An 18,635-nucleotide genomic window follows, 5' to 3' on the forward strand; every position below is an offset into this window, starting at 1 on the left:
AACCAGGAATGCCTGCACGGGACCAGGGGCCCGCGGGGTTCGCGGCTGTCGGCTCCGTCGCTGTGCGCACCTTCGCAGCCCACCAGAGTCAGCAGGCGACTCACACTGCACACCAGAAGATGGATGGCCATCACGTGAACGCCATGGCCGGCGACGGAAGTGGCGCGCCCCACAACCACTTCGCCGACTACGACGAACTGCCCGAGGGGCACTTCTACGACCCCGACGCGGAGTACGAGCCCGACCCCGAGTACGCGGCCACTCTCGCTCCCGACGCGGCCAGACAGCGCCGGGAGCGCATCGGCCCGACCGGGCGCCCGCTGCCGTACTTCCCGATCCCGGGCCCGCTGACCGACCACGGACCCGCGAAGATCATCGCGATGTGCAACCAGAAGGGCGGCGTCGGCAAGACCACGTCGACCATCAACCTGGGTGCCGCGCTCGCGGAGTACGGACGCCGTGTCCTGCTCGTGGACTTCGACCCGCAGGGCGCGCTGTCGGTCGGACTCGGCGTCAACCCGATGGAGCTCGACCTCACCGTCTACAACCTGCTCATGGAGCGGGGGATGGCGGCCGACGAGGTGCTGCTGAAGACGGCGGTCCCCAACATGGACCTGCTGCCCAGCAACATCGACCTGTCGGCGGCCGAGGTCCAGCTCGTCTCCGAGGTCGCCCGCGAGTCGACCCTGCAGCGCGCCCTGAAGCCGCTGCTGGACGACTACGACTTCATCGTCATCGACTGCCAGCCCTCGCTCGGCCTGCTCACGGTCAACGCCCTGACGGCCGCGCACAAGGTGATCGTGCCGCTGGAGTGCGAGTTCTTCGCGCTGCGCGGCGTGGCCCTGCTGACGGAGACCATCGAGAAGGTCCAGGAGCGGCTCAACCCCGACCTGGAGCTCGACGGGATCCTCGCCACGATGTACGACTCGCGCACCGTGCACAGCCGTGAGGTGCTCGCGCGTGTCGTCGAGGCGTTCGACGACCACGTCTACCACACGGTCATCGGGCGCACGGTCCGCTTCCCGGAGACCACGGTCGCCGGTGAGCCGATCACCACGTACGCCTCCAACTCCGTCGGTGCCGCCGCCTACCGCCAGCTCGCCAGGGAGGTGCTCGCCCGGTGTCACGCCGAGTGAGTCTGCCGGGGGCCGACGAACTCTTCCGTACGACAGGGGGGATGGGACTGCAGTCGTCCTCGCCCAGGCGTCCGGCCAACGGCGACGCCCGGGTGCCCGCTCCGGCGGGCGAGGGCGACGCGGCGGCAGCGACCGCGGACGACGCACCGCAGTCGGTGCCCGCGCAGGGCGGCGACGGCGAGGGCGCGGAGCATGTCGCGGCGGACACGGACGCGGCCGAGGCCGGGGAGTCCCGCAGCCGCTCCGGCCGCCGGCCGGCGGCGCAGGAAGGTTCTGCCGCCGCGGGTGCCGCCGCGGCACCCCGCAAGCGCGGGCGGGCCGCGGCACGCCGTCCCAGCGGCCGTGAGCGGCACGACGAGAAGATCACGGTGTACGTGTCGGCCGAGGAGCTCATGGACCTGGAGCACGCGCGTCTCGTGCTCCGCGGCGAGCACGGCCTGGCCGTCGACCGGGGCCGCATCGTCCGCGAGGCGGTCGCCGTGGTCCTCGCCGACCTGGAGACCCGCGGAGACGCCAGCATCCTCGTACGACGACTGCGCGGGCGGTAGCGGTAGCCTGCGAGGGCCATGACCTCGAACGCTTCTCCACCACCCCCCGGCGGCCCGGCCGGCCGCCGGCGCGCGCTGGGGAGGGGGCCGGGCGCTCCACGCACGGCCCCGCCGGGGCCTGCCGAGGAGCCTGCCGAGCAGCAGGCGGCCGCCGATCCGGGTACGCCGGAGCGATCGCCGGACGTGGGCCGGCCCGGTGAGCCGCGTGAGGACACCGGGGAGCCGGACGTGCCGTCCGTCGGGGCCGGGATCGTCGGCGCCGGCGTGCCGTCCGCCCCGGCCGAGGAGCCGCCCGTCGCCGGGGAGCGTCGGAACCCGGCCGGGTCCGCCGCTTGCGAGCCGGGCTGGGAGGGCGTACAGGCGGCAGCGCAGGACGCGTCCGGCGTGGAGGCCGGGCACGCGGGGCGTGGGCACGGCGCCCCCGGGCCGGTGGCCGCGGCGGAGACCGTCGGTCCGGCCGCCGGATCCGCCGCCGGGGCCCTGCGCGAGACGCTCCCGCCGGCCCCACGTGCCGACACCGAGGCCGGGGTCGTCACCGCCCCCGGAGCGCAGGTCCCGCGGACCCGGACCGAGCCGGGGGACGCCGCGCGGCCTCCGGCCGGAGGGGTGGACGCGGAGGACGGTGACGGTGGCTTCAAGGTGCGGCTCGCCAACTTCGAGGGGCCGTTCGATCTGCTGCTGCAGTTGATCTCCCGGCACAAGCTGGACGTCACCGAGGTCGCGCTGTCCAAGGTGACCGACGAGTTCATGGCGTACATCCGGGCCCTCGGGCCGGACTGGGACCTGGACGAGACGACCGAGTTCCTGGTCGTCGCGGCCACGCTGCTCGACCTGAAGGCGGCCCGGCTGCTGCCCGCCGCCGAGGTGGAGGACGAGGCCGACCTCGCACTGCTGGAGGCCCGGGACCTGCTCTTCGCACGGCTGCTGCAGTACCGCGCGTACAAGCAGGTCGCCGACATCTTCAGCGGGCGGCTCGACGACGAGGCCCGGCGCTATCCCCGTACCGTCGGGCTGGAGCCGCACCACGCCGAACTGCTGCCCGAGGTCGTCATCAGCATCGGGGCGGAAGGATTCGCCAAGCTCGCCGTCAAGGCGATGCAGCCCAGGCCCAAGCCGCAGGTGTACGTCGACCACATCCACGCCCCGTTGGTCAGCGTGCAGGAGCAGGCGGGGATCGTGGTGGCCCGGCTCCGGGAGCTCGGCGAGGCCGACTTCCGGACGCTCGTGGCCGACACCGACGACACCCTGACCGTCGTGGCGCGCTTCCTCGCCCTGCTGGAGCTGTACCGCGAGAAGGCCGTGGCCCTGGAGCAGGAGGCCGCGCTCGGTGACCTGCTCGTGCGGTGGACCGGCGGGGACGGGGACGAGACACCGACCGTCACCGACGAGTTCGACCGGCCGCCCGAGCCGCCGAAGGAGGAGAAGAACGCGTGAGCCGACCAGCCACCGAGACCCCGGCCGGGCTGCGCGACGTCGCCGGCCTCGACCTGAAGCCCGCCCTGGAGGCCGTGCTCATGGTCGTGGACGAACCCGCGACCGAGGAGCACCTCGCGAAGATCCTGGAGCGGCCGAAGCGGCAGATCGCCGACGCGCTGCGGGAGCTCGCCGACGAGTACACCGTGCAGGGCCGCGGCTTCGAACTGCGGTTCGTCGCGGGCGGCTGGCGGTTCTACACCCGGGCCGACTACGCGCCCGCCGTCGAACGCTTCGTGCTGGACGGCCAGCAGGCCCGCCTCACGCAGGCCGCGCTGGAGACCCTGGCGGTGGTCGCCTACCGCCAGCCGGTCAGCCGCAGCCGCGTCTCGGCCGTGCGCGGAGTGAACTGTGACGGTGTCATGCGCACCCTCCTGCAGCGCGGCCTGATAGAGGAGGCGGGCACGGAACCCGAAACAGGTGCGATCCTGTACAGGACGACGAACTACTTCCTGGAGCGGATGGGCCTGCGCGGCCTGGACGAGCTCCCGGAGCTCGCGCCCTTCCTCCCGGAGGCGGAGGCGATCGAGGGCGAGACCCAGGAAGGCGTACCGTCGTTCGACCCGGACGCGCCCGACGACGACGCGCCGGGCCGCCCGGTGAGCCCGGGGACCCACGACGAAGACGACCAGACGGAACTTTGATGCGAAGCAGCAGCGGCAGGAACAGCAGCGGAAACAACGGCGGGAGCCGTGGTGGCAACAGCGGCGGCCGCGGCGGGAGTGGTGGTGGTCGCGGCAACTTCCGCGGCGCCGGCAACAACCGCGACGACAAGCAGGGCAGCGGCCGTCCGAAGAAGCCGCGCCCGGAGGAGCGCCGTTACGACGTGGGCCCCGGGGCGACCAAGGACGGCCCCAAGGCCGGGCGCGGAGGAGCCGCCCGGGGCGGCGCGAAGGGCGGGCCCCGGCAGCCCCAGAAGCAGGGCCGCACGGCCCCGGCGCGCCCCCGTGAGTACGAGGCGCAGATCGAGGAGCGCAACCGCGACCGGTACGCCGGCAAGAAGGAGGTCAAGCTCCCCAAGACCTTCCCCGGCGCCGAGCAGGAGGGCGAGCGGCTGCAGAAGGTCCTCGCCCGGGCGGGCTTCGGCTCCCGGCGCGCCTGCGAGGAGCTGATCGACGAGGCCAGGGTCGAGGTCAACGGCGAGATCGTCCTGGAACAGGGCAAGCGCGTCGACCCCGAGAAGGACGAGATCAAGGTCGACGGGCTGACCGTCGCCACCCAGCGCTACCAGTTCTTCTCGCTGAACAAGCCCGCCGGGGTCGTCTCCACGATGGAGGACCCGGAGGGCCGGCAGTGCCTCGGGGACTACGTCACCAACCGTGAGACCCGCCTCTTCCACGTCGGCCGGCTCGACACCGAGACCGAGGGCGTCATCCTGCTCACCAACCACGGTGAGCTGGCGCACCGCCTGACCCACCCGAAGTACGGCGTGAAGAAGACCTACCTCGCGCACATCGTCGGCCCCATCCCGCGCGACCTGGGCAAGAAGCTCAAGGACGGCATCCAGCTGGAGGACGGCTACGCCCGCGCGGACCACTTCCGGGTCGTCGAGCAGACCGGCAAGAACTACCTGGTCGAGGTCACCCTGCACGAGGGCCGCAAGCACATCGTGCGCCGCATGCTGGCCGAGGCCGGCTTCCCGGTCGACAAGCTGGTCCGGGTCGCCTTCGGCCCGATCACGCTGGGCGACCAGAAGTCGGGCTGGCTGCGGCGGCTGTCCAACACGGAGGTCGGGATGCTGATGCAGGAGGTCGACCTCTAGGCCTTGTGGTCACCGGCACCCCCTTTTATAGTCGTGCTGACTATAAAAGGGGGTGTCCGGTGCTCGCCATGAACGGCTACGACAAGTACGCCCACGAGCCCTTCGCCGTCACCGTCGACCTCGCCGTGTTCACCCTCCGGGAGACGGTCCTGCACGTGCTGCTCGTCGAGCGCGGACAGGAGCCGTACGCCGGGCACCGGGCCCTGCCCGGCGGGTTCGTGCAGCCCGACGAGTCCGCGGAGACGGCCGCCCGGCGCGAACTCGCCGAGGAGACGGGCCTGTCGGACGTCTCCGGGCTGCACCTGGAGCAGCTGCGGACCTACAGCGAGCCCGGCCGCGACCCCCGGATGCGGGTCGTGTCGGTCGCCTACGCCGCGCTGCTGCCCGACGCGCCCGAGGCGCACGGCGGCAGCGACGCCGCACGGGCCGACTGGGTGCGATACGGCACGGCGGGGCCGCTCGCGTTCGACCACGACCGCATCCTCGCCGACGCCCACGAGCGCGTCGGCGCCAAGCTGGAGTACACCTGCCTCGCCACCGCCTTCTGCCCGCCCGAGTTCACCCTCGGCGAGCTCCAGCAGGTCTACGAGGCGGTGTGGGGCACCCCGCTCGACCGGCCCAACTTCCGGCGCAAGGTCCTCGCCACCCCCGGCTTCGTCGAACCCGTCCCCGGCGCCGCGCGGCTGACCGGCGGCCGCGGCAAGCCCGCCGCGCTCTACCGCGCCGGGACCGCCACCGCCCTCCACCCGCCGCTGCTGAGGCCGACCCCGGAAGGACGCCCCGCATGACCACCCTCGTCCACAAACAGGCCGCCACCGGGGCGCTCACGGGTCTCGCCCTCGGGGACGCGCTGGGATATCCGACCGAGTTCGACGACGTGCCGACGATCCTCGCCAAGCACGGTCCGTGGCGCGAGCTGCCGCTGCCCCGGCGCGCCTGTGTGTCGGACGACACGCAGATGACCCTGGCGGTCGGCCGGGCGGTGCGCACGGCCATGGACCGGGGGTTGCTGACACCCTCGCGGCTGGCCTCGACCCTGCGCGAGGAGTTCGTCGACTGGTACCAGTCGCCGCAGAACAACCGGGCCCCCGGCCGCACGTGCCTGAAGGCCTGCTCACTGCTGAAGGACGTCTCCCGGCCCTGGCAGGACGCCAGCCAGATCCACTCCAAGGGCTGCGGTGCCAACATGCGCGTCGCACCCCTGGGCCTGGTGCCCGGACTCAGCGACGAACAGCGCGCGGGCGCCGCCCAGTTGCAGTCCGCCCTCACCCACGGGCACCCCACCGCCCTGGCCGCCTCCGACCTCACCGCACACGCCGTACGCCTGCTCGCGCGGGGCGCCGAGCCGACCGGGCTCGTCGGACTGCTGCGGTCGTACGCCCTGGAGAACCGCAGCCGGTACCACGAGCGCTGGCTCGGCGACCTGTGGAGGCGGGCCGAGGACGCCGGGCCCGGGCAGTTCATCGCCCGCGGCTGGGACGAGTGCCTGGCGATACTCGACCGGCTCCAGCACGCCCTACGGACCGTGTCGCCGGAGACCGACCCGTGCCTGGCCACCGGGGAGGGCTGGATCGCCGAAGAGGCGCTGGCGACCGGGTTGCTGTGCTTCCTGCTCTTCGTCGACGAGCCGGTCACGGCCCTGCGCCGGGCCGCCTGCACCGCCGGTGACTCGGACTCGATCGCCTGCCTCACCGGCGCCTTCGCCGGCGCGCACCTGGGCGCGGAGGCCTGGCCGGCCGAGTGGGCCGACCGCGTCGAGTGCCGGACCGATCTGCTGACCCTCGGGGCGCTCTGGGACGCCTGACCGTCACGCCAGGCGGACGGAGCCGCCCTCCACGGTGATCTTCTCGGCGGGCAGGGGGCTCGTCGCCGGGCCGTCGGCCACCGAGCCGTCCGCGATGCGGAACCTGCTGCCGTGGCACGGGCAGTTGATCGTGCCGTCGGAGACCGACCCCAGCAGGCAGCGCTGGTGCGTGCAGATCGCGGAGAAGGCCTTGAACCGCCCCTGCTCCGGCTGGGTCACCACGACCTTCTCGTCCTTGAAGATCGTGCCACCGCCGACCGGGATCTCGCCGGTCGAGGCCAGCTCCTTGCCCTGGCCCGCGGAGGCGCTCGTGGCGTCCCGGCCGGTGGGGGAGTCCGTCGCCGCGGAGCCGTTGTCGTCGCCGCCACCGCCGCAGGCCGCGACGAGTGCCACCGCGCCCGTCGCGCCCGTGGCCAGGAGGACCGTGCGGCGCGTGGTCTCGTGGGTCATGTCGTCACTCCGAAGGTGTGATGAAGAAGGAGGAAAAGGATTTCGCTGTATGCCGACTCTGAAAATACCCAAAGGGCAGCAATCCCGGCGTCTCGCCGGGCGGGCGCCGCGTACCCGGTCCCCGCGGGCTGACTAGGCTGGACGGACGCAGAGCGACACGCACGTCAACGAGGAGCATCGCCGTGGCGGTACGAGCGGTCCGGGGCGCCGTCCAACTGGAACGGGACGAGGCCGGGCACATGGACGAGCAGGTAGGCGCCCTGCTCTCGGCCATCCTGGAGCGCAACGACCTGGTCCCCGACGACCTGATCAGCATCTGGTTCACGGCCACGCCCGACCTGCACAGCGACTTCCCGGCGGCCGCCGCCCGGAAGCTGGGGATCGTCGACGTCCCCCTGATCTGCGCCCAGGAGCTGGACGTCGAAGGCGCCATGCCGCGTGTCGTCCGGGTCCTCGCACACATCGAGTCCGACCGGCCCCGCGCCGGGATCGCCCACGTCTACCTCGGCGCCGCCGCCGCCCTGCGCAAGGACATCGCCCAGTGAGAACCGCACTCGTCATCGGCACCGGCCTCATCGGCACGTCCGCCGCTCTCGCCCTGTCCCAGCGGGGCGTCACCGTGCACCTCGCCGACCCCGACCCGGAGCAGGCCCGTACGGCGGCCGCGCTCGGCGCCGGGACGGACGACGCGCCGGACGGGCCCGTCGACCTGGCCGTCATCGCCGCCCCGCCCGCGTACGTGGCCGACGTGCTCGCCGACGCCATGGGCCGCGGTGCGGCGCGCGGCTACCTCGACGTGGCCAGCGTCAAGGGCGGGCCGCGCCGCGAGCTGGAGGCGCGCGGCCTCGACCTCGCGGCCTACATCGGCACGCACCCCATGTCCGGCCGGGAGAAGTCCGGCCCGCTCGCCGCGAGCGGCGACCTCTTCGAGGGCCGCCCCTGGGTGCTCACCCCGACCCGGGACACCGACACCGAGGTGCTGAACCTCGCCCTGGAGCTGGTCTCGCACTGCCGTGCGGTGCCGGTGGTGATGGACGCCGACGCGCACGACCGGGCCGTCGCACTCGTCTCCCACATGCCCCACCTGGTCTCCAGCCTGGTCGCCGCGCGGCTGGAGCACGCCGAGGAGGCCGCCGTGCGGCTGTGCGGGCAGGGCATCCGGGACGTGACGAGGATCGCCGCCTCCGACCCCCGGATGTGGATCGACATCCTCTCCGCCAACCCCGGGCCGGTCGCCGACCTGCTCACGGACGTCGCCGCCGACCTGGAGGAGACCGTGCGGGCGCTGCGGGCGCTGCAGTCGTCCGACGACCACAAGCGGCGCGAAGGGGCCGGCGGGATCGAGGACGTGCTGCGGCGCGGCAACGCCGGGCAGGTCCGCGTCCCCGGCAAGCACGGGTCCGCTCCGCGGGTCTACGAGGTCGTGGCCGTGCTCATCGACGACCAGCCGGGGCAGCTGGCCCGGATCTTCGCGGACGCGGGCATGGCCGGGGTCAACATCGAGGACGTGCGGATCGAGCACGCGACCGGGCAGCAGGCCGGACTCGTGCAGCTCATGGTGGAGCCGAAGGCCGCGCCGGTGCTGTCCGCCGCGCTGCGCGAGCGGGGCTGGGCGATCCGGCAGTAGCCGGTGCCGGTGCGGCGCCGGAGGCGGGTGCCCAGGGGGCCGCTGCGCGCGCCGGCCGGTCGTGCGCCGGGCGGCGCGGGTGTGAGCGGGGCCTCGTCACTCGTCCGGCCCCGGCGCCGACGCGCGGCCGGACGAGTGACCCGCACCCAGTAACCTTGTGCGGGGCAGTCGCGCCCTCACCCCGCCAGCCCGGTTCAGGAAGGTCCCCACAGTGGAAAGCGCCACGCCAGTGATTGTCGCCATCGACGGCCCCGCCGGCACCGGCAAGTCGAGCACGTCGAAGGCCGTGGCGGCCCAGCTCGGGCTGAGCTACCTGGACACCGGCGCCCAGTACCGGGCGATCACCTGGTGGATGGTGAACAACGGCATCGACGTCGACGACCCCTCCGCCGTCGCCGCCGCCGCGGGCAAGCCCGAGATCGTCTCGGGCACCGACCCGGAGGGGCCGACGATCACCGTCGACGGCGTGGACGTGGCCGGCCCGATCCGCACCCAGGAGGTCTCCTCCAAGGTCAGCGCGGTCAGCGCGGTACCCGAGGTGCGGGCCCGGATCACCGAGCTGCAGCGCTCCATCGCGGCCTCCGCCGCGCAGGGGATCGTCGTCGAGGGCCGCGACATCGGCACGACCGTGCTGCCGGACGCCGACCTGAAGATCTTCCTCACCGCCTCCGCCGAGGCCCGCGCCGCCCGCCGCAGCGGTGAGCTGAAGGGCGCCGACGTGCAGTCCACGCGCGAGGCCCTGATCAAGCGCGACGCCGCCGACTCCAGCCGCAAGACCTCCCCGCTCGCCAAGGCGGACGACGCCGTCGAGGTGGACACCACCGAGCTCACCCTGGCCCAGGTCATCGAGTGCGTCGTCACCCTCGTCGAGGAGAAGCGGGCCGGGAAGTGACCGAGCTGCCTTCGGCGCGGGGCGCCGAGGTCGGGCGGCGCATCGGCGTCGGCCTGATGTACGGGCTGTGGAAGCCGCGCGTGCTCGGCGCCTGGAAGGTGCCCGCGACCGGCCCGGTGATCCTCGCGGTCAACCACTCCCACAACATCGACGGCCCGATGGTCATGGGCGTGGCGCCCCGGCCGACGCACTTCCTGATCAAGAAGGAGGCGTTCGTCGGCCCGCTCGACCCCTTCCTGACCGGTATCGGCCAGCTGAAGGTGGACCGTGACACCACCGACCGCACGGCGATCACCCGCGCGCTCGGCGTGCTGGACGCCGGCGGCGTGCTCGGCATCTTCCCGGAGGGCACCCGCGGCGAGGGCGACTTCGCCTCGCTGCGCGCCGGGCTCGCCTACTTCGCGGTCCGCAGCAGCGCCCCGATCGTGCCGGTGGCCGTGCTGGGAAGTTCCGAGCGGCCCGGACGGTTGATAAAGGCGCTGCCCCCACTGCGCTCGCGCGTCGACGTCGTCTTCGGCGAGCCCTTCGAGGCCGGCGACGGCAGCGGCCGCCGCACGCGCAGGGCACTCGACGAGGCGACCGGCCGCATACAGAAGCAGCTGGCCGCCCACCTGGAAAACGCCAGGCGCCTCACCAGGCGCTAGGCGACACTGAGTAGTGGAACGGCCCGCACCACGGCGGACCCTCCACCGACCACCACGATGAACGACGAGGTACGGACTTCATGAACGACCACATCCAGCCCGAGGGCGCGCAGGAGCACGACCACGGGGCGCTCGGCGACGCCGAGTACGCGGAGTTCATGGAGCTCGCCGCGGAGGAGGGCTTCGACCTCGAGGACGTCGAGGGCGCGATCGAGGAGGCGGGTCACGGCCCGCTGCCCGTACTCGCCGTCGTCGGCCGCCCCAATGTCGGCAAGTCGACCCTCGTCAACCGCATCATCGGGCGCCGCGAGGCCGTCGTCGAGGACAAGCCCGGCGTCACCCGCGACCGCGTCACCTACGAGGCCGAGTGGGCGGGCCGCCGCTTCAAGGTCGTCGACACCGGCGGCTGGGAGCAGGACGTCCTCGGCATCGACGCCTCCGTCGCCGCCCAGGCCGAGTACGCGATCGAGGCCGCCGACGCCGTCGTGTTCGTCGTGGACGCCAAGGTCGGCGCCACGGACACCGACGAGGCCGTCGTGCGGCTGCTGCGCAAGGCCGGCAAGCCGGTCGTGCTGTGCGCCAACAAGGTGGACGGCCCGAGCGGCGAGGCCGACGCGGCCTACCTGTGGTCACTGGGCCTGGGGGAGCCCTATCCGGTCTCCGCGCTGCACGGCCGCGGCACGGGCGACATGCTCGACCAGGTCCTGGAGGTGCTGCCCGAGGCGCCCCGCGAGTCCTTCGGCGGGGGCGGCATCGGCGGCCCGCGCCGCATCGCCCTGATCGGACGCCCCAACGTCGGCAAGTCCTCCCTGCTGAACAAGGTGGCGGGCGAGGAGCGCGTCGTCGTCAACGAGCTGGCGGGCACCACCCGCGACCCGGTCGACGAGCTGATCGAACTCGGCGGCGTCACCTGGAAGTTCGTCGACACGGCCGGCATCCGCAAGCGGGTGCACCTCCAGCAGGGCGCCGACTACTACGCCTCGCTGCGCACCGCGGCCGCCGTCGAGAAGGCGGAGGTCGCGGTCATCCTGATCGACGCCTCCGAGTCCATCTCGGTGCAGGACCAGCGCATCGTCACGATGGCCGTCGAGGCGGGCCGTGCGGTCGTCCTGGCGTTCAACAAGTGGGACACCCTCGACGAGGAGCGCCGCTACTACCTGGAGCGGGAGATCGAGACCGAGCTCGGCCAGGTCGCCTGGGCGCCGCGCGTGAACGTCTCGGCGCGCACCGGCCGGCACATGGAGAAGCTGGTCCCGGCGATCGAGACGGCCCTGGCCGGCTGGGAGACCCGGGTGCCGACGGGTCGGCTCAACGCCTTCCTCGGCGAGCTGGTCGCCGCCCACCCGCACCCCATCCGGGGCGGCAAGCAGCCCCGCATCCTGTTCGGCACGCAGGCGGGCACCAAGCCGCCGCGGTTCGTGCTCTTCGCCTCCGGCTTCATCGAGGCGGGCTACCGGCGCTTCATCGAGCGCCGTCTGCGCGAGGAGTTCGGCTTCGAGGGGACGCCGATCCACATCTCGGTGCGGGTGCGCGAGAAGCGCGGCAAGAAGAAGTAGCGCGACACACAGGTGAGGGGCGGCCCGCCGGGGGCCGCCCCTCACCTGTGTGTCCGGTGCCCGCTCAGACGCCGCCGCGCCGCCCCGGCGGCAGCGCGGCCGGCACGTGGTGCATCTGCCCGCCGTGCGAGCCGATGGTTCCGACGCGCTGCCACTGCGGCTGCTGCGCGGCGGCGTGCCGGGCGCTCTGGGCACCCGCGCTGTAGGCACTGTACGAGCTGCCGTGTGAACTGCTGTACGAGCCCGTACTGTGCGGAATGTTCCCGAAGGCGGTGAAGCCCAGCTTCTCCTCGCCGCTGCGGTCGCCGGGCAGCGCGCGGAAGGACTTGACGTACTCGGCGTAGAGCGCGTCGTAGATCGGCGTGGCCGATGGGCCGCCCTGGGAGTCCTGAGCCGACCGCGCGGAGGGGATCGACGAGAAGGACTGGCGGCGGGGAACCTCGTATGCGTGCACGTATGTCCAAACGACCCCGCGGGTCAAGGGATGCGGCTGCGGTTACGGCTTTCGCAGGGGTGCGGCCCACGCGGGTGACGTCCGGCTCAGGTGCCGGCCAGCGGCAGGGCCGCGGCGACGAGCTTGCCGTTGGCCGCCGCCTTGTCCAGGGCGTCCCGCAGCAGGTCCTCGCGCGGCTGCCGGCCGATCGAGCCGACGGGGGCGGCGAACATCAGCACCTGCTGGTGCTTGTTGGCGGCCGACCGCCAGGCGTCGGTGACCTGCAGCGGCTGGTGTGCCTGCCACCAGGCCACCGGCTGGCCGCCGTTGGCGGAGGGCTGGAGCACCGCGTGCAGCTGTCCCACCGCGAGCAGCACGGACCAGCCGTGCAGCACCGGCGGCACGGCCGACAGCTCGGTCAGCGGCATGAAGCCCTGCTCGATCAGCAGCGGCAGGAAGTCGTCGCCGGCGCCGGTCGTGCCGGGCCGGGCGATGGGCGCGGTCGGCTCCACCACCAGGGCCGGGTGCAACTCGCCGCCGATCAGCACCAGTCCGCTGGTCACCCCGAGCACCGCCTGCTCGGGCACCACCTTGTCGGGCTCCAGGTCGACGGTGTCGCCGGTGATCGACTTCACGGCGCCCCGGAGCTGCTCCTCGGTGACCTGGACGACCTGCGAGGGCAGGCAGCCGGCGTGGGCGAAGGCGAGGACGGCGGTCTCGTCCCCGATGAACAGGACGGTGCTGGTGCGCTCCTGTTCGGAGTCGCCCGGAGTGCGGCAGGACGTGCAGTCGTAACTGCCCGGGGCGGTCTCTCCGGCGAGCAGGCGGTCGGCTTCTTCGTCGCCGATCTCGGCGCGTACCTCGTCGCTGACGTCGAGCATGCGCGGCACGGGTGGCTCCCTGGGATGCGGTGCGTGGCGAGGCCGGGTGGCTCCCGGCCCGTGGTCCGGGTCGGCCCCGGCTCATGAAGAAGACAACGGGCGATCTGTGGCGGGAGTCACGCCTCGGAGCGAACGGAATCGAACCAACCGCCGCGCAGGGTCACCGTGCGCGCGGAATCGCGCACTCAACGTCAACTAGCCTCCGTGTAAAGGGTGTTGGGAAGGTGAAGTGGGTCACAGATCGTCGAACCGTTGGGTCGACAAATCCGGAAATCCGCGAATGAAGTGGGTGTCCGGAAATCGCCGTTACCTCGGGTATCGACGAACTGGCCTGCCACAACGGGCGACCGGTTGATGGCGGACCGTCGACCTCCTTAGATTCCTCGGCCGTGTGCATCGAGCACCGCTCGGGTACGTCCGCCGGCCGCACGGCTCCCTCGGGACCGTGCACAGCGCCACCGCCGGCGGACGGGGCGAGCGCGACCTCCGCGCCCCATGGCGCGGGGCGTGGCGTGCCGCCCGGGGGACCCCGAGTGCGTCGAGAGGGAACCACATGTCCGAATGTGCCCATAACGCTCGCGACAACGTCCGGAAGAACCAGGTGCGTACGACGGCGGTCCTCGCCGGAGCGGCACTGCTCGCGCCTCTCGGACTGCTCGCCGCGACCGGGAACGCCGCGGCGGCCGACAGCGGGGTGTGGGACCGCATCGCCCAGTGCGAGAGCGGCGGCAACTGGCACATCAACACCGGCAACGGCTACTACGGCGGACTCCAGTTCGCCCCCTCCACCTGGCGGGCCTACGGCGGCACGGCCTACGCGCCCACCGCCGACCGGGCGAGCAGGTCCCAGCAGATCGCCGTCGCCACCGAGGTCCAGAGGTCCCAGGGCTGGGGCGCCTGGCCCGTCTGCTCGGCACGCGCCGGGGCGAGCGGCAGCGCACCCGCCGCCGGCGCGGCGAACACCCGGTCCGTGCCGGAGAAGCCCGCGAAGGCGCCGGCACGACCCACGGCACACCCGGACCGCGGCGCCTCCCGCGGCGACTACACCGTCCGCGCGGGCGACACGCTGAGCGCCGTGGCCGCCCGGCACGGGACCACCTGGCAGCGCCTGTACGCCGTCAACAGGGCGGTCGTCGGCGGTGATCCCGACATGATCGTGCCCGGCCTGCGCCTCGACGTCTGAGCCGCTGCTCCCCCTCGCCGGGACACGGGCCCCGTCCGGTCGGCCGACCGGACGGGGCCGCGGCGCGCCGGGTCACCGCGTGAGCTCGCCCGCCTCCCCGGCGAACACGACGGCACCGCGGCGCAGTTCGTAGACGAACGCGGGCCGGTCCCGCAGGGCGGGCGGCAGCCGCTGTTCGGCGACCACGACACACGCGTCCAGCGCGGTCAGCACCTCGTAGGTGCGGGCCGCCACCGCGGGCGACATGCCCTGGGCGGGCTCGTCGACCAGCACCACGCGCGCGCGTGCCAGCAGCGCCCGGGACAGGGCGAGCATGCGCTGCTCGCCGCCGGAGAGGGTGCCGGCGCGCCGCTCCAGCAGGGGACGCAGCTGGGGATAGGCGTCGAGGGCCGTGCCGTGGTCGCGGGCGACCAGGTCGAGGTTCTCGCGGACGGTGAGCGAACCGAACACCGCCTGCCGCTCCGGCACCAGGCACATCCCGCGCCGGGCCCGCCGATACGCCGGTACCCGGGTCACGTCGGTGCCGTCCCACACCACCGACCCGCCCGCCAGGGGCACCGTCCCGGCCAGTGCGCGCAGCGCGGTCGTGCGGCCGGAGCCGTTGCGGCCCAGCAGCACGGTCAGGCCCGGGCCCGGGGCGGCGAGGGTGACGCCGTGCAGGGCCTCCAGTGGACCGTAGCGCACGCGCGCGTGGCGCAGGGAGACGGTGGTCATCGGGCGGCTCCCCTTCCCTGGGCGTCCAGTACGCGACCGGGCGGGCCCGAGGCGACGATCCGGCCCGCCGTCATCACGTGCACGACGTCGGCGAGGTCCGCGACCAGGTCCAGATCGTGCTCGACGACGAGGAGGGCCGTGCCGTCGGCGGCCAGCGCCCGGAGCACGCGGGTCAGGGCGTCCACCTCCGCGGTGTCCAGACCGGCGGCGGGTTCGTCGAGCAGCAGCACGCGGGGGCCGCCCGCGAGGATCCGGGCGAGTTCGACGCGGCGCAGTGTCCCGGTCGGCAGCCCGGCGGCGGGCCGTGCCCGTACCGGCCCGTCCAGCCCCAGCAGCCTGAGGGTCCGCTCCACGGCGTGAGGATCGGCGACCCGGCCCTGCTCGGCACCCACCCGGACGTTCTCGGCCACCGTCAGCGAGGGGAAGACGGCCAGTTGCTGGAAGCTGCGCGCGACACCGAGCCGGGTCCGGGCGTGCGCCGGCAGCGCGGTGATGTCCCGCCCTCCGAGCAGCACCGCCCCGCGGGTCGGCCGCAGCGTCCCGGCCAGACAGTGGAACAGGGTGCTCTTCCCGGCCCCGTTGGGCCCGACGACCGCGGTGACCCGGCCCGGGAAGAGGTCAAGGTCGACTCCGTCGAGAGCGGTGAACCCGCCGTAGCGGGCACGCAGGCGGCGGGCGGTGAGGAGAGGGGACGCGGGGGTGGAAGGGCGGGTGGGGTGCGCGGGCGGGGCGGTGCGCGGGTGGCCGGGCGTCCGCACGCCGGGCGTCGTCTCGTGGTGTGTCGTGGCCGGGGGAGCGGCCCCGGAAAGCGGCGGAGACCCGCCCCCGCCGGGCATCGACACCCCTGCTGCCCCGGCGGACCCGGGCTCTCCCGTCGCTCCGGCGGGCCCCGACCCTCCCGTCGTCCCGTCGGGCTCCGACATTCCCGTCGCTCTGGCGGACCCGGACACCCCGGTCCTCCCGTCGGGCCCTGACACCCCTGTCTTCCTGGCGGGCCCGGGCTCTCCTGTCGCCCGGGTGGGCCCGGACCTTTCCGTCGCTCCGGCGGACCCGGACACCCCGGTCCTCCCGTCGGGCCCCGACAACCCCGTCCCCCCGTCAAATCCCGACACCCCCGTCGCCCCGGCCGGTACCGGCGCTCTCCGGGCCCGTCGCGGTTCTGCCGGATACGGGCGCAGCAGGGTGCGTGCCCTGGTGCCGCGTGGTGTCAGGGTCGGGGTGCGCCGCAGGCGCAGGCGTTCCGCCGTGGTGCGCAGGGCCTCGTACGGGCCGCCGGGGAAGCGGCCCACCAGGACCGCCAGGACGCCGATCAGGGCCGCCGCGACCCCGCCGCGGGTGCCCGCGTCCAGGCCGACCAGGAGGGCCGCCGCGGCGAGGGCGCCCAGCGTGCTGTCGGCGCCCAGCACCACCACCGCGGCGAACCACAGCAGGCCCCGCACCGGGTCGTAGGCGGCGGCGTCGAAGGCGCGCAGGCCCATGCCCAGCATGCCGCCGCCCAGCGCGGCCAGCGCCGCGCCCGCGACGAAGGCCAGCAGCTTCAAGGAGGGCACCCGCACGCCCGCCGCCTGCGCGCCCGCCTCGTGGTCCCGCATGGCCGCGAGGGCCCGGCCGGTGCGGCCCCGGCGCAGCGCGTGCACCGCCAGCAGCGCGCCCGCCAGCAGCAGCAGTTCGAGGACATAGTAGGCCCGGTCGCCGGCGAAGCCCGCCGGGCGGCCGAGGGTCAGACCCGACGTCGCGTACGGCTGCGCGAAGACGAACCGGCTCACCCCCACGCCCACCGCGAACGTCGCCAGCGCCAGCGCCAGGCCCCGGCGGCCGATCGCCGGCCAGCCGGTGAGCAGACCCAGCGGCGCCACCAGGACGACCGCCACCGCGAGGGCCGCCAGCTCCGGCAGACGCGGCAGCCCCGGGAAGCGGCCGGCTGCCAGCAGGGCGGTGAACAGCGCGCCCAGACCCGCGTACGCCGCCTGCCCCAGCGAGATCTGGCCGCCGCGCCCGGTCACCACCACCAGGGACAGCAGGATCACGGCCAGGGCCGGCACCTGCACCGAGGTGTGCAGGTCGCGGCCGGCCAGACCCAGCGGCAGCAGGAACAGCACGCCCGCGACGATCCACGCGCCGGGCGGCGTCGGCACCCGCGTGCTCGCCGGGCGCGGCAGCGCGTCCCGCGCCCCGACACCGGGCAGCACCAGCGCCGCGACGAGCAGCGCCACGACGAACAGGTTCGTGCCCGCCGTCTGGAGCAGCGGCTCGGCCCAGCCCGACGGGTGCAGACGCGTCAGCTGGCTCTGGGCCACCCCGATGCCGAGCGCCACCCCCACCGCCACCGGCAGGCTCCGCATCCGCGCGGCCACCGCGACCGCCACGACCTCCATCACCAGCAGCGGCAGCCCGTACGGATCGAGCCGCACGTACGGGGCGAGCAGCACGCCCGTCAGACCCGCCGTGAAGGAGCCGAACGCCCAGCCCGCCGCCGCGACCCGGTCCGCGTCGATACCGCCCAGCACGGCGAGCCGCCGGTCGTCGACCACCGCCCGCAGCTCCCGCCCGAACCGCGTCCGGCGCACCACCGCGGCGACCCCGGCGGCCAGCACCAGCACCACCGCCAGCTGCCCCCACGGCTCGTCCGGCACCAGCTCCGGCGCGTCGTCCCGCGCGCCCTGCCCCCACAGCAGCGCCGCCCCGCCCACCAGCAGCACGAACACCCCGATGGAGGCCACGAGCGACTGCGCCGGGTCAGCGCCCAGAACCGACAGGGGACGGAAGACGAACCGTTCCAGCGCCACCCCCAGCCCCGGCGCCAGCACCAGCAGGGTCACCGCGGCCCCCAGCCACAGGGGCCAGCCCCACCCGACCACGCACTGGCGCAGCGCGTAGGCGCACACCATCGCGATCGCGCCGTGCGCGAAGTTGAGCACCCCGGTCGCGCGGTACGTCACGATCAGGCCGATCCCGGTGAGCGCCGCCGCGCTGCCGACCGAGAGGCCGGCCAGGGTGAGGTCGTACGTCAGCGAGGACATCAGTCGGTTTCTTCGGCCGGCTCGCAGATCGGGCAGGGGCTCAGCTCTCCGCTCGCGAGCAGCTTGGAGTCCACCGGCACCGCCTCGGCCTTCCCCGCGACCAGCGGGCAGTCCGCGCGGTGCCACAGCGTGCCGCCCGGCACCATCAGCAGCTCACCGCTGACCGCGAGCGGCGCGAACGCGGCCCGGCCGGTCCCGGCCCCCTCGTGGTCCTCGTCGGGTTCGGCCGCCACCAGCAGGCCGTACAGCTCCTCCACGCGCGCGGCGGCGATGGCACCCCGGCCGTGGGCCAGCAGCACCGCCCCGGCGACGAGCAGCGCGGCCCCGGGGACCGTGCAGGAGGCCAGGTAGGGCAGCTGCCGTTCGGCGTAGCGCTCGCCGGAGATCCCGTACCAGCCGACGACGCACAGCACCGCGCCGGCGGCCAGCGCGGCCCAGCCGGCCCACAGGAGGGGGTGCACGGTCCGCAGTCGGCTGGTACGCATCACTCGGATCACTGGCTCCCACACGTC

19 protein-coding genes are annotated in these 18,635 nt (G+C 74.0%); 13 read left to right on the forward strand and 6 right to left on the reverse strand.

The window, feature by feature from the left end; translation table 11 throughout:
- The first annotated feature begins 8 nt into the window (after positions 1-8).
- The 7 genes from ACIGAQ_RS32795 (at position 9) to ACIGAQ_RS32825 (ending at position 6,723) form a co-directional block, all read left to right on the forward strand.
- Entirely contained in the window at positions 9-1,136 is a 1,128-nt protein-coding gene (locus tag ACIGAQ_RS32795; RefSeq protein ID WP_086559363.1) for a ParA family protein, read from the forward strand.
- Complete coding sequence (locus ACIGAQ_RS32800) at positions 1,121-1,684, forward strand: hypothetical protein (protein WP_362278933.1); 564 nt, start codon at positions 1,121-1,123, stop codon at positions 1,682-1,684. The genes ACIGAQ_RS32795 and ACIGAQ_RS32800 overlap by 16 nt, the downstream gene beginning before the upstream one ends.
- Before the next feature lie 429 nt (positions 1,685-2,113).
- Entirely contained in the window at positions 2,114-3,118 is a 1,005-nt protein-coding gene (locus ACIGAQ_RS32805) for a segregation and condensation protein A (protein WP_399790109.1), read from the forward strand.
- Positions 3,115-3,801, forward strand: coding sequence for an SMC-Scp complex subunit ScpB (scpB, locus tag ACIGAQ_RS32810; RefSeq protein WP_311688630.1), 687 nt, complete (start codon positions 3,115-3,117; stop codon positions 3,799-3,801). The genes ACIGAQ_RS32805 and scpB overlap by 4 nt, the downstream gene beginning before the upstream one ends.
- On the forward strand, positions 3,801-4,919 hold the full coding sequence (locus tag ACIGAQ_RS32815; protein WP_311688628.1) for a pseudouridine synthase: 1,119 nt from the start codon (positions 3,801-3,803) through the stop codon (positions 4,917-4,919). Before scpB ends, ACIGAQ_RS32815 begins: the two co-directional genes overlap by 1 nt.
- Positions 4,920-4,987: 68 nt before the next feature.
- Entirely contained in the window at positions 4,988-5,707 is a 720-nt protein-coding gene (locus tag ACIGAQ_RS32820) for an NUDIX hydrolase (protein ID WP_399790112.1), read from the forward strand.
- On the forward strand, positions 5,704-6,723 hold the full coding sequence (locus tag ACIGAQ_RS32825) for an ADP-ribosylglycohydrolase family protein (RefSeq protein WP_399789472.1): 1,020 nt from the start codon (positions 5,704-5,706) through the stop codon (positions 6,721-6,723). Before ACIGAQ_RS32820 ends, ACIGAQ_RS32825 begins: the two co-directional genes overlap by 4 nt.
- A gap of 3 nt (positions 6,724-6,726) precedes the next feature.
- On the opposite strand, the gene ACIGAQ_RS32830 is transcribed toward ACIGAQ_RS32825, so the two are convergent.
- Complete coding sequence (locus ACIGAQ_RS32830) at positions 6,727-7,173, reverse strand: Rieske (2Fe-2S) protein (RefSeq protein ID WP_362278935.1); 447 nt, start codon at positions 7,171-7,173, stop codon at positions 6,727-6,729.
- A 182-nt stretch (positions 7,174-7,355) separates the two neighbouring features.
- On the opposite strand from ACIGAQ_RS32830, the gene aroH reads away from it, so the two are divergent.
- The 5 genes from aroH (at position 7,356) to der (ending at position 11,892) form a co-directional block, all read left to right on the forward strand.
- Complete coding sequence (aroH, locus tag ACIGAQ_RS32835; RefSeq protein WP_311688622.1) at positions 7,356-7,718, forward strand: chorismate mutase; 363 nt, start codon at positions 7,356-7,358, stop codon at positions 7,716-7,718.
- Positions 7,715-8,800, forward strand: coding sequence for a prephenate dehydrogenase (locus tag ACIGAQ_RS32840; RefSeq protein ID WP_311688620.1), 1,086 nt, complete (start codon positions 7,715-7,717; stop codon positions 8,798-8,800). Before aroH ends, ACIGAQ_RS32840 begins: the two co-directional genes overlap by 4 nt.
- Positions 8,801-9,011: 211 nt before the next feature.
- Entirely contained in the window at positions 9,012-9,692 is a 681-nt protein-coding gene (cmk, locus tag ACIGAQ_RS32845; protein ID WP_362278937.1) for a (d)CMP kinase, read from the forward strand.
- On the forward strand, positions 9,689-10,336 hold the full coding sequence (locus ACIGAQ_RS32850; RefSeq protein ID WP_399789477.1) for a lysophospholipid acyltransferase family protein: 648 nt from the start codon (positions 9,689-9,691) through the stop codon (positions 10,334-10,336). The genes cmk and ACIGAQ_RS32850 overlap by 4 nt, the downstream gene beginning before the upstream one ends.
- 80 nt (positions 10,337-10,416) lie before the next feature.
- The gene (der, locus tag ACIGAQ_RS32855; protein WP_311688617.1) at positions 10,417-11,892 is read left to right on the forward strand and encodes a ribosome biogenesis GTPase Der; all 1,476 of its coding nucleotides are present in this window, start codon (positions 10,417-10,419) and stop codon (positions 11,890-11,892) included.
- Between the two features lie 64 nt (positions 11,893-11,956).
- Here der and ACIGAQ_RS32860 read toward each other — a convergent pair whose 3' ends face one another.
- Together ACIGAQ_RS32860 and ACIGAQ_RS32865 are read right to left on the reverse strand one after the other, a co-directional pair.
- The gene (locus tag ACIGAQ_RS32860) at positions 11,957-12,346 is read right to left on the reverse strand and encodes a hypothetical protein (protein WP_311688615.1); all 390 of its coding nucleotides are present in this window, start codon (positions 12,344-12,346) and stop codon (positions 11,957-11,959) included.
- An 86-nt stretch (positions 12,347-12,432) separates the two neighbouring features.
- Entirely contained in the window at positions 12,433-13,215 is a 783-nt protein-coding gene (locus ACIGAQ_RS32865) for a hypothetical protein (RefSeq protein ID WP_311688613.1), read from the reverse strand.
- A gap of 544 nt (positions 13,216-13,759) precedes the next feature.
- On the opposite strand from ACIGAQ_RS32865, the gene ACIGAQ_RS32870 reads away from it, so the two are divergent.
- Positions 13,760-14,389 carry a transglycosylase family protein gene (locus ACIGAQ_RS32870; RefSeq protein ID WP_399789481.1) on the forward strand — a complete coding sequence of 210 codons (630 nt, stop codon included), beginning with the start codon at positions 13,760-13,762 and terminating at the stop codon, positions 14,387-14,389.
- A gap of 72 nt (positions 14,390-14,461) precedes the next feature.
- Here the strand turns inward: ACIGAQ_RS32870 and ACIGAQ_RS32875 are convergent, their stop codons facing one another.
- Genes ACIGAQ_RS32875 through ACIGAQ_RS32885 form a run of 3 tightly spaced genes read right to left on the reverse strand, consistent with a single transcriptional unit; the run spans position 14,462 to position 18,608 of the window.
- Complete coding sequence (locus ACIGAQ_RS32875; RefSeq protein WP_399789484.1) at positions 14,462-15,103, reverse strand: ATP-binding cassette domain-containing protein; 642 nt, start codon at positions 15,101-15,103, stop codon at positions 14,462-14,464.
- Entirely contained in the window at positions 15,100-18,123 is a 3,024-nt protein-coding gene (locus tag ACIGAQ_RS32880) for an ATP-binding cassette domain-containing protein (protein ID WP_399789487.1), read from the reverse strand. The genes ACIGAQ_RS32875 and ACIGAQ_RS32880 overlap by 4 nt, the downstream gene beginning before the upstream one ends.
- The gene (locus ACIGAQ_RS32885) at positions 18,123-18,608 is read right to left on the reverse strand and encodes a hypothetical protein (protein ID WP_311688605.1); all 486 of its coding nucleotides are present in this window, start codon (positions 18,606-18,608) and stop codon (positions 18,123-18,125) included. Before ACIGAQ_RS32885 ends, ACIGAQ_RS32880 begins: the two co-directional genes overlap by 1 nt.
- Between the last annotated feature and the right edge of the window lie 27 nt (positions 18,609-18,635).

Source organism: Streptomyces sp. NPDC085932 (assembly GCF_044540525.1).
Lineage (GTDB): Bacteria > Actinomycetota > Actinomycetes > Streptomycetales > Streptomycetaceae > Streptomyces > Streptomyces levis.

Coding starts and splice junctions, on each gene's coding strand:
- ACIGAQ_RS32795 (WP_086559363.1), top strand. CDS start 9: ATGCCTGCACGGGACCAGGGGCCCGCGGGGTTCGCGGCTGTCGGCTCC.
- ACIGAQ_RS32815 (WP_311688628.1), top strand. CDS start 3,801: ATGCGAAGCAGCAGCGGCAGGAACAGCAGCGGAAACAACGGCGGGAGC.
- ACIGAQ_RS32820 (WP_399790112.1), top strand. CDS start 4,988: ATGAACGGCTACGACAAGTACGCCCACGAGCCCTTCGCCGTCACCGTC.
- ACIGAQ_RS32825 (WP_399789472.1), top strand. CDS start 5,704: ATGACCACCCTCGTCCACAAACAGGCCGCCACCGGGGCGCTCACGGGT.
- ACIGAQ_RS32830 (WP_362278935.1), bottom strand. CDS start 7,173: ATGACCCACGAGACCACGCGCCGCACGGTCCTCCTGGCCACGGGCGCG.
- der (WP_311688617.1), top strand. CDS start 10,417: ATGAACGACCACATCCAGCCCGAGGGCGCGCAGGAGCACGACCACGGG.
- ACIGAQ_RS32870 (WP_399789481.1), top strand. CDS start 13,760: ATGTCCGAATGTGCCCATAACGCTCGCGACAACGTCCGGAAGAACCAG.
- ACIGAQ_RS32875 (WP_399789484.1), bottom strand. CDS start 15,103: ATGACCACCGTCTCCCTGCGCCACGCGCGCGTGCGCTACGGTCCACTG.
- ACIGAQ_RS32880 (WP_399789487.1), bottom strand. CDS start 18,123: ATGTCCTCGCTGACGTACGACCTCACCCTGGCCGGCCTCTCGGTCGGC.
- ACIGAQ_RS32885 (WP_311688605.1), bottom strand. CDS start 18,608: ATGCGTACCAGCCGACTGCGGACCGTGCACCCCCTCCTGTGGGCCGGC.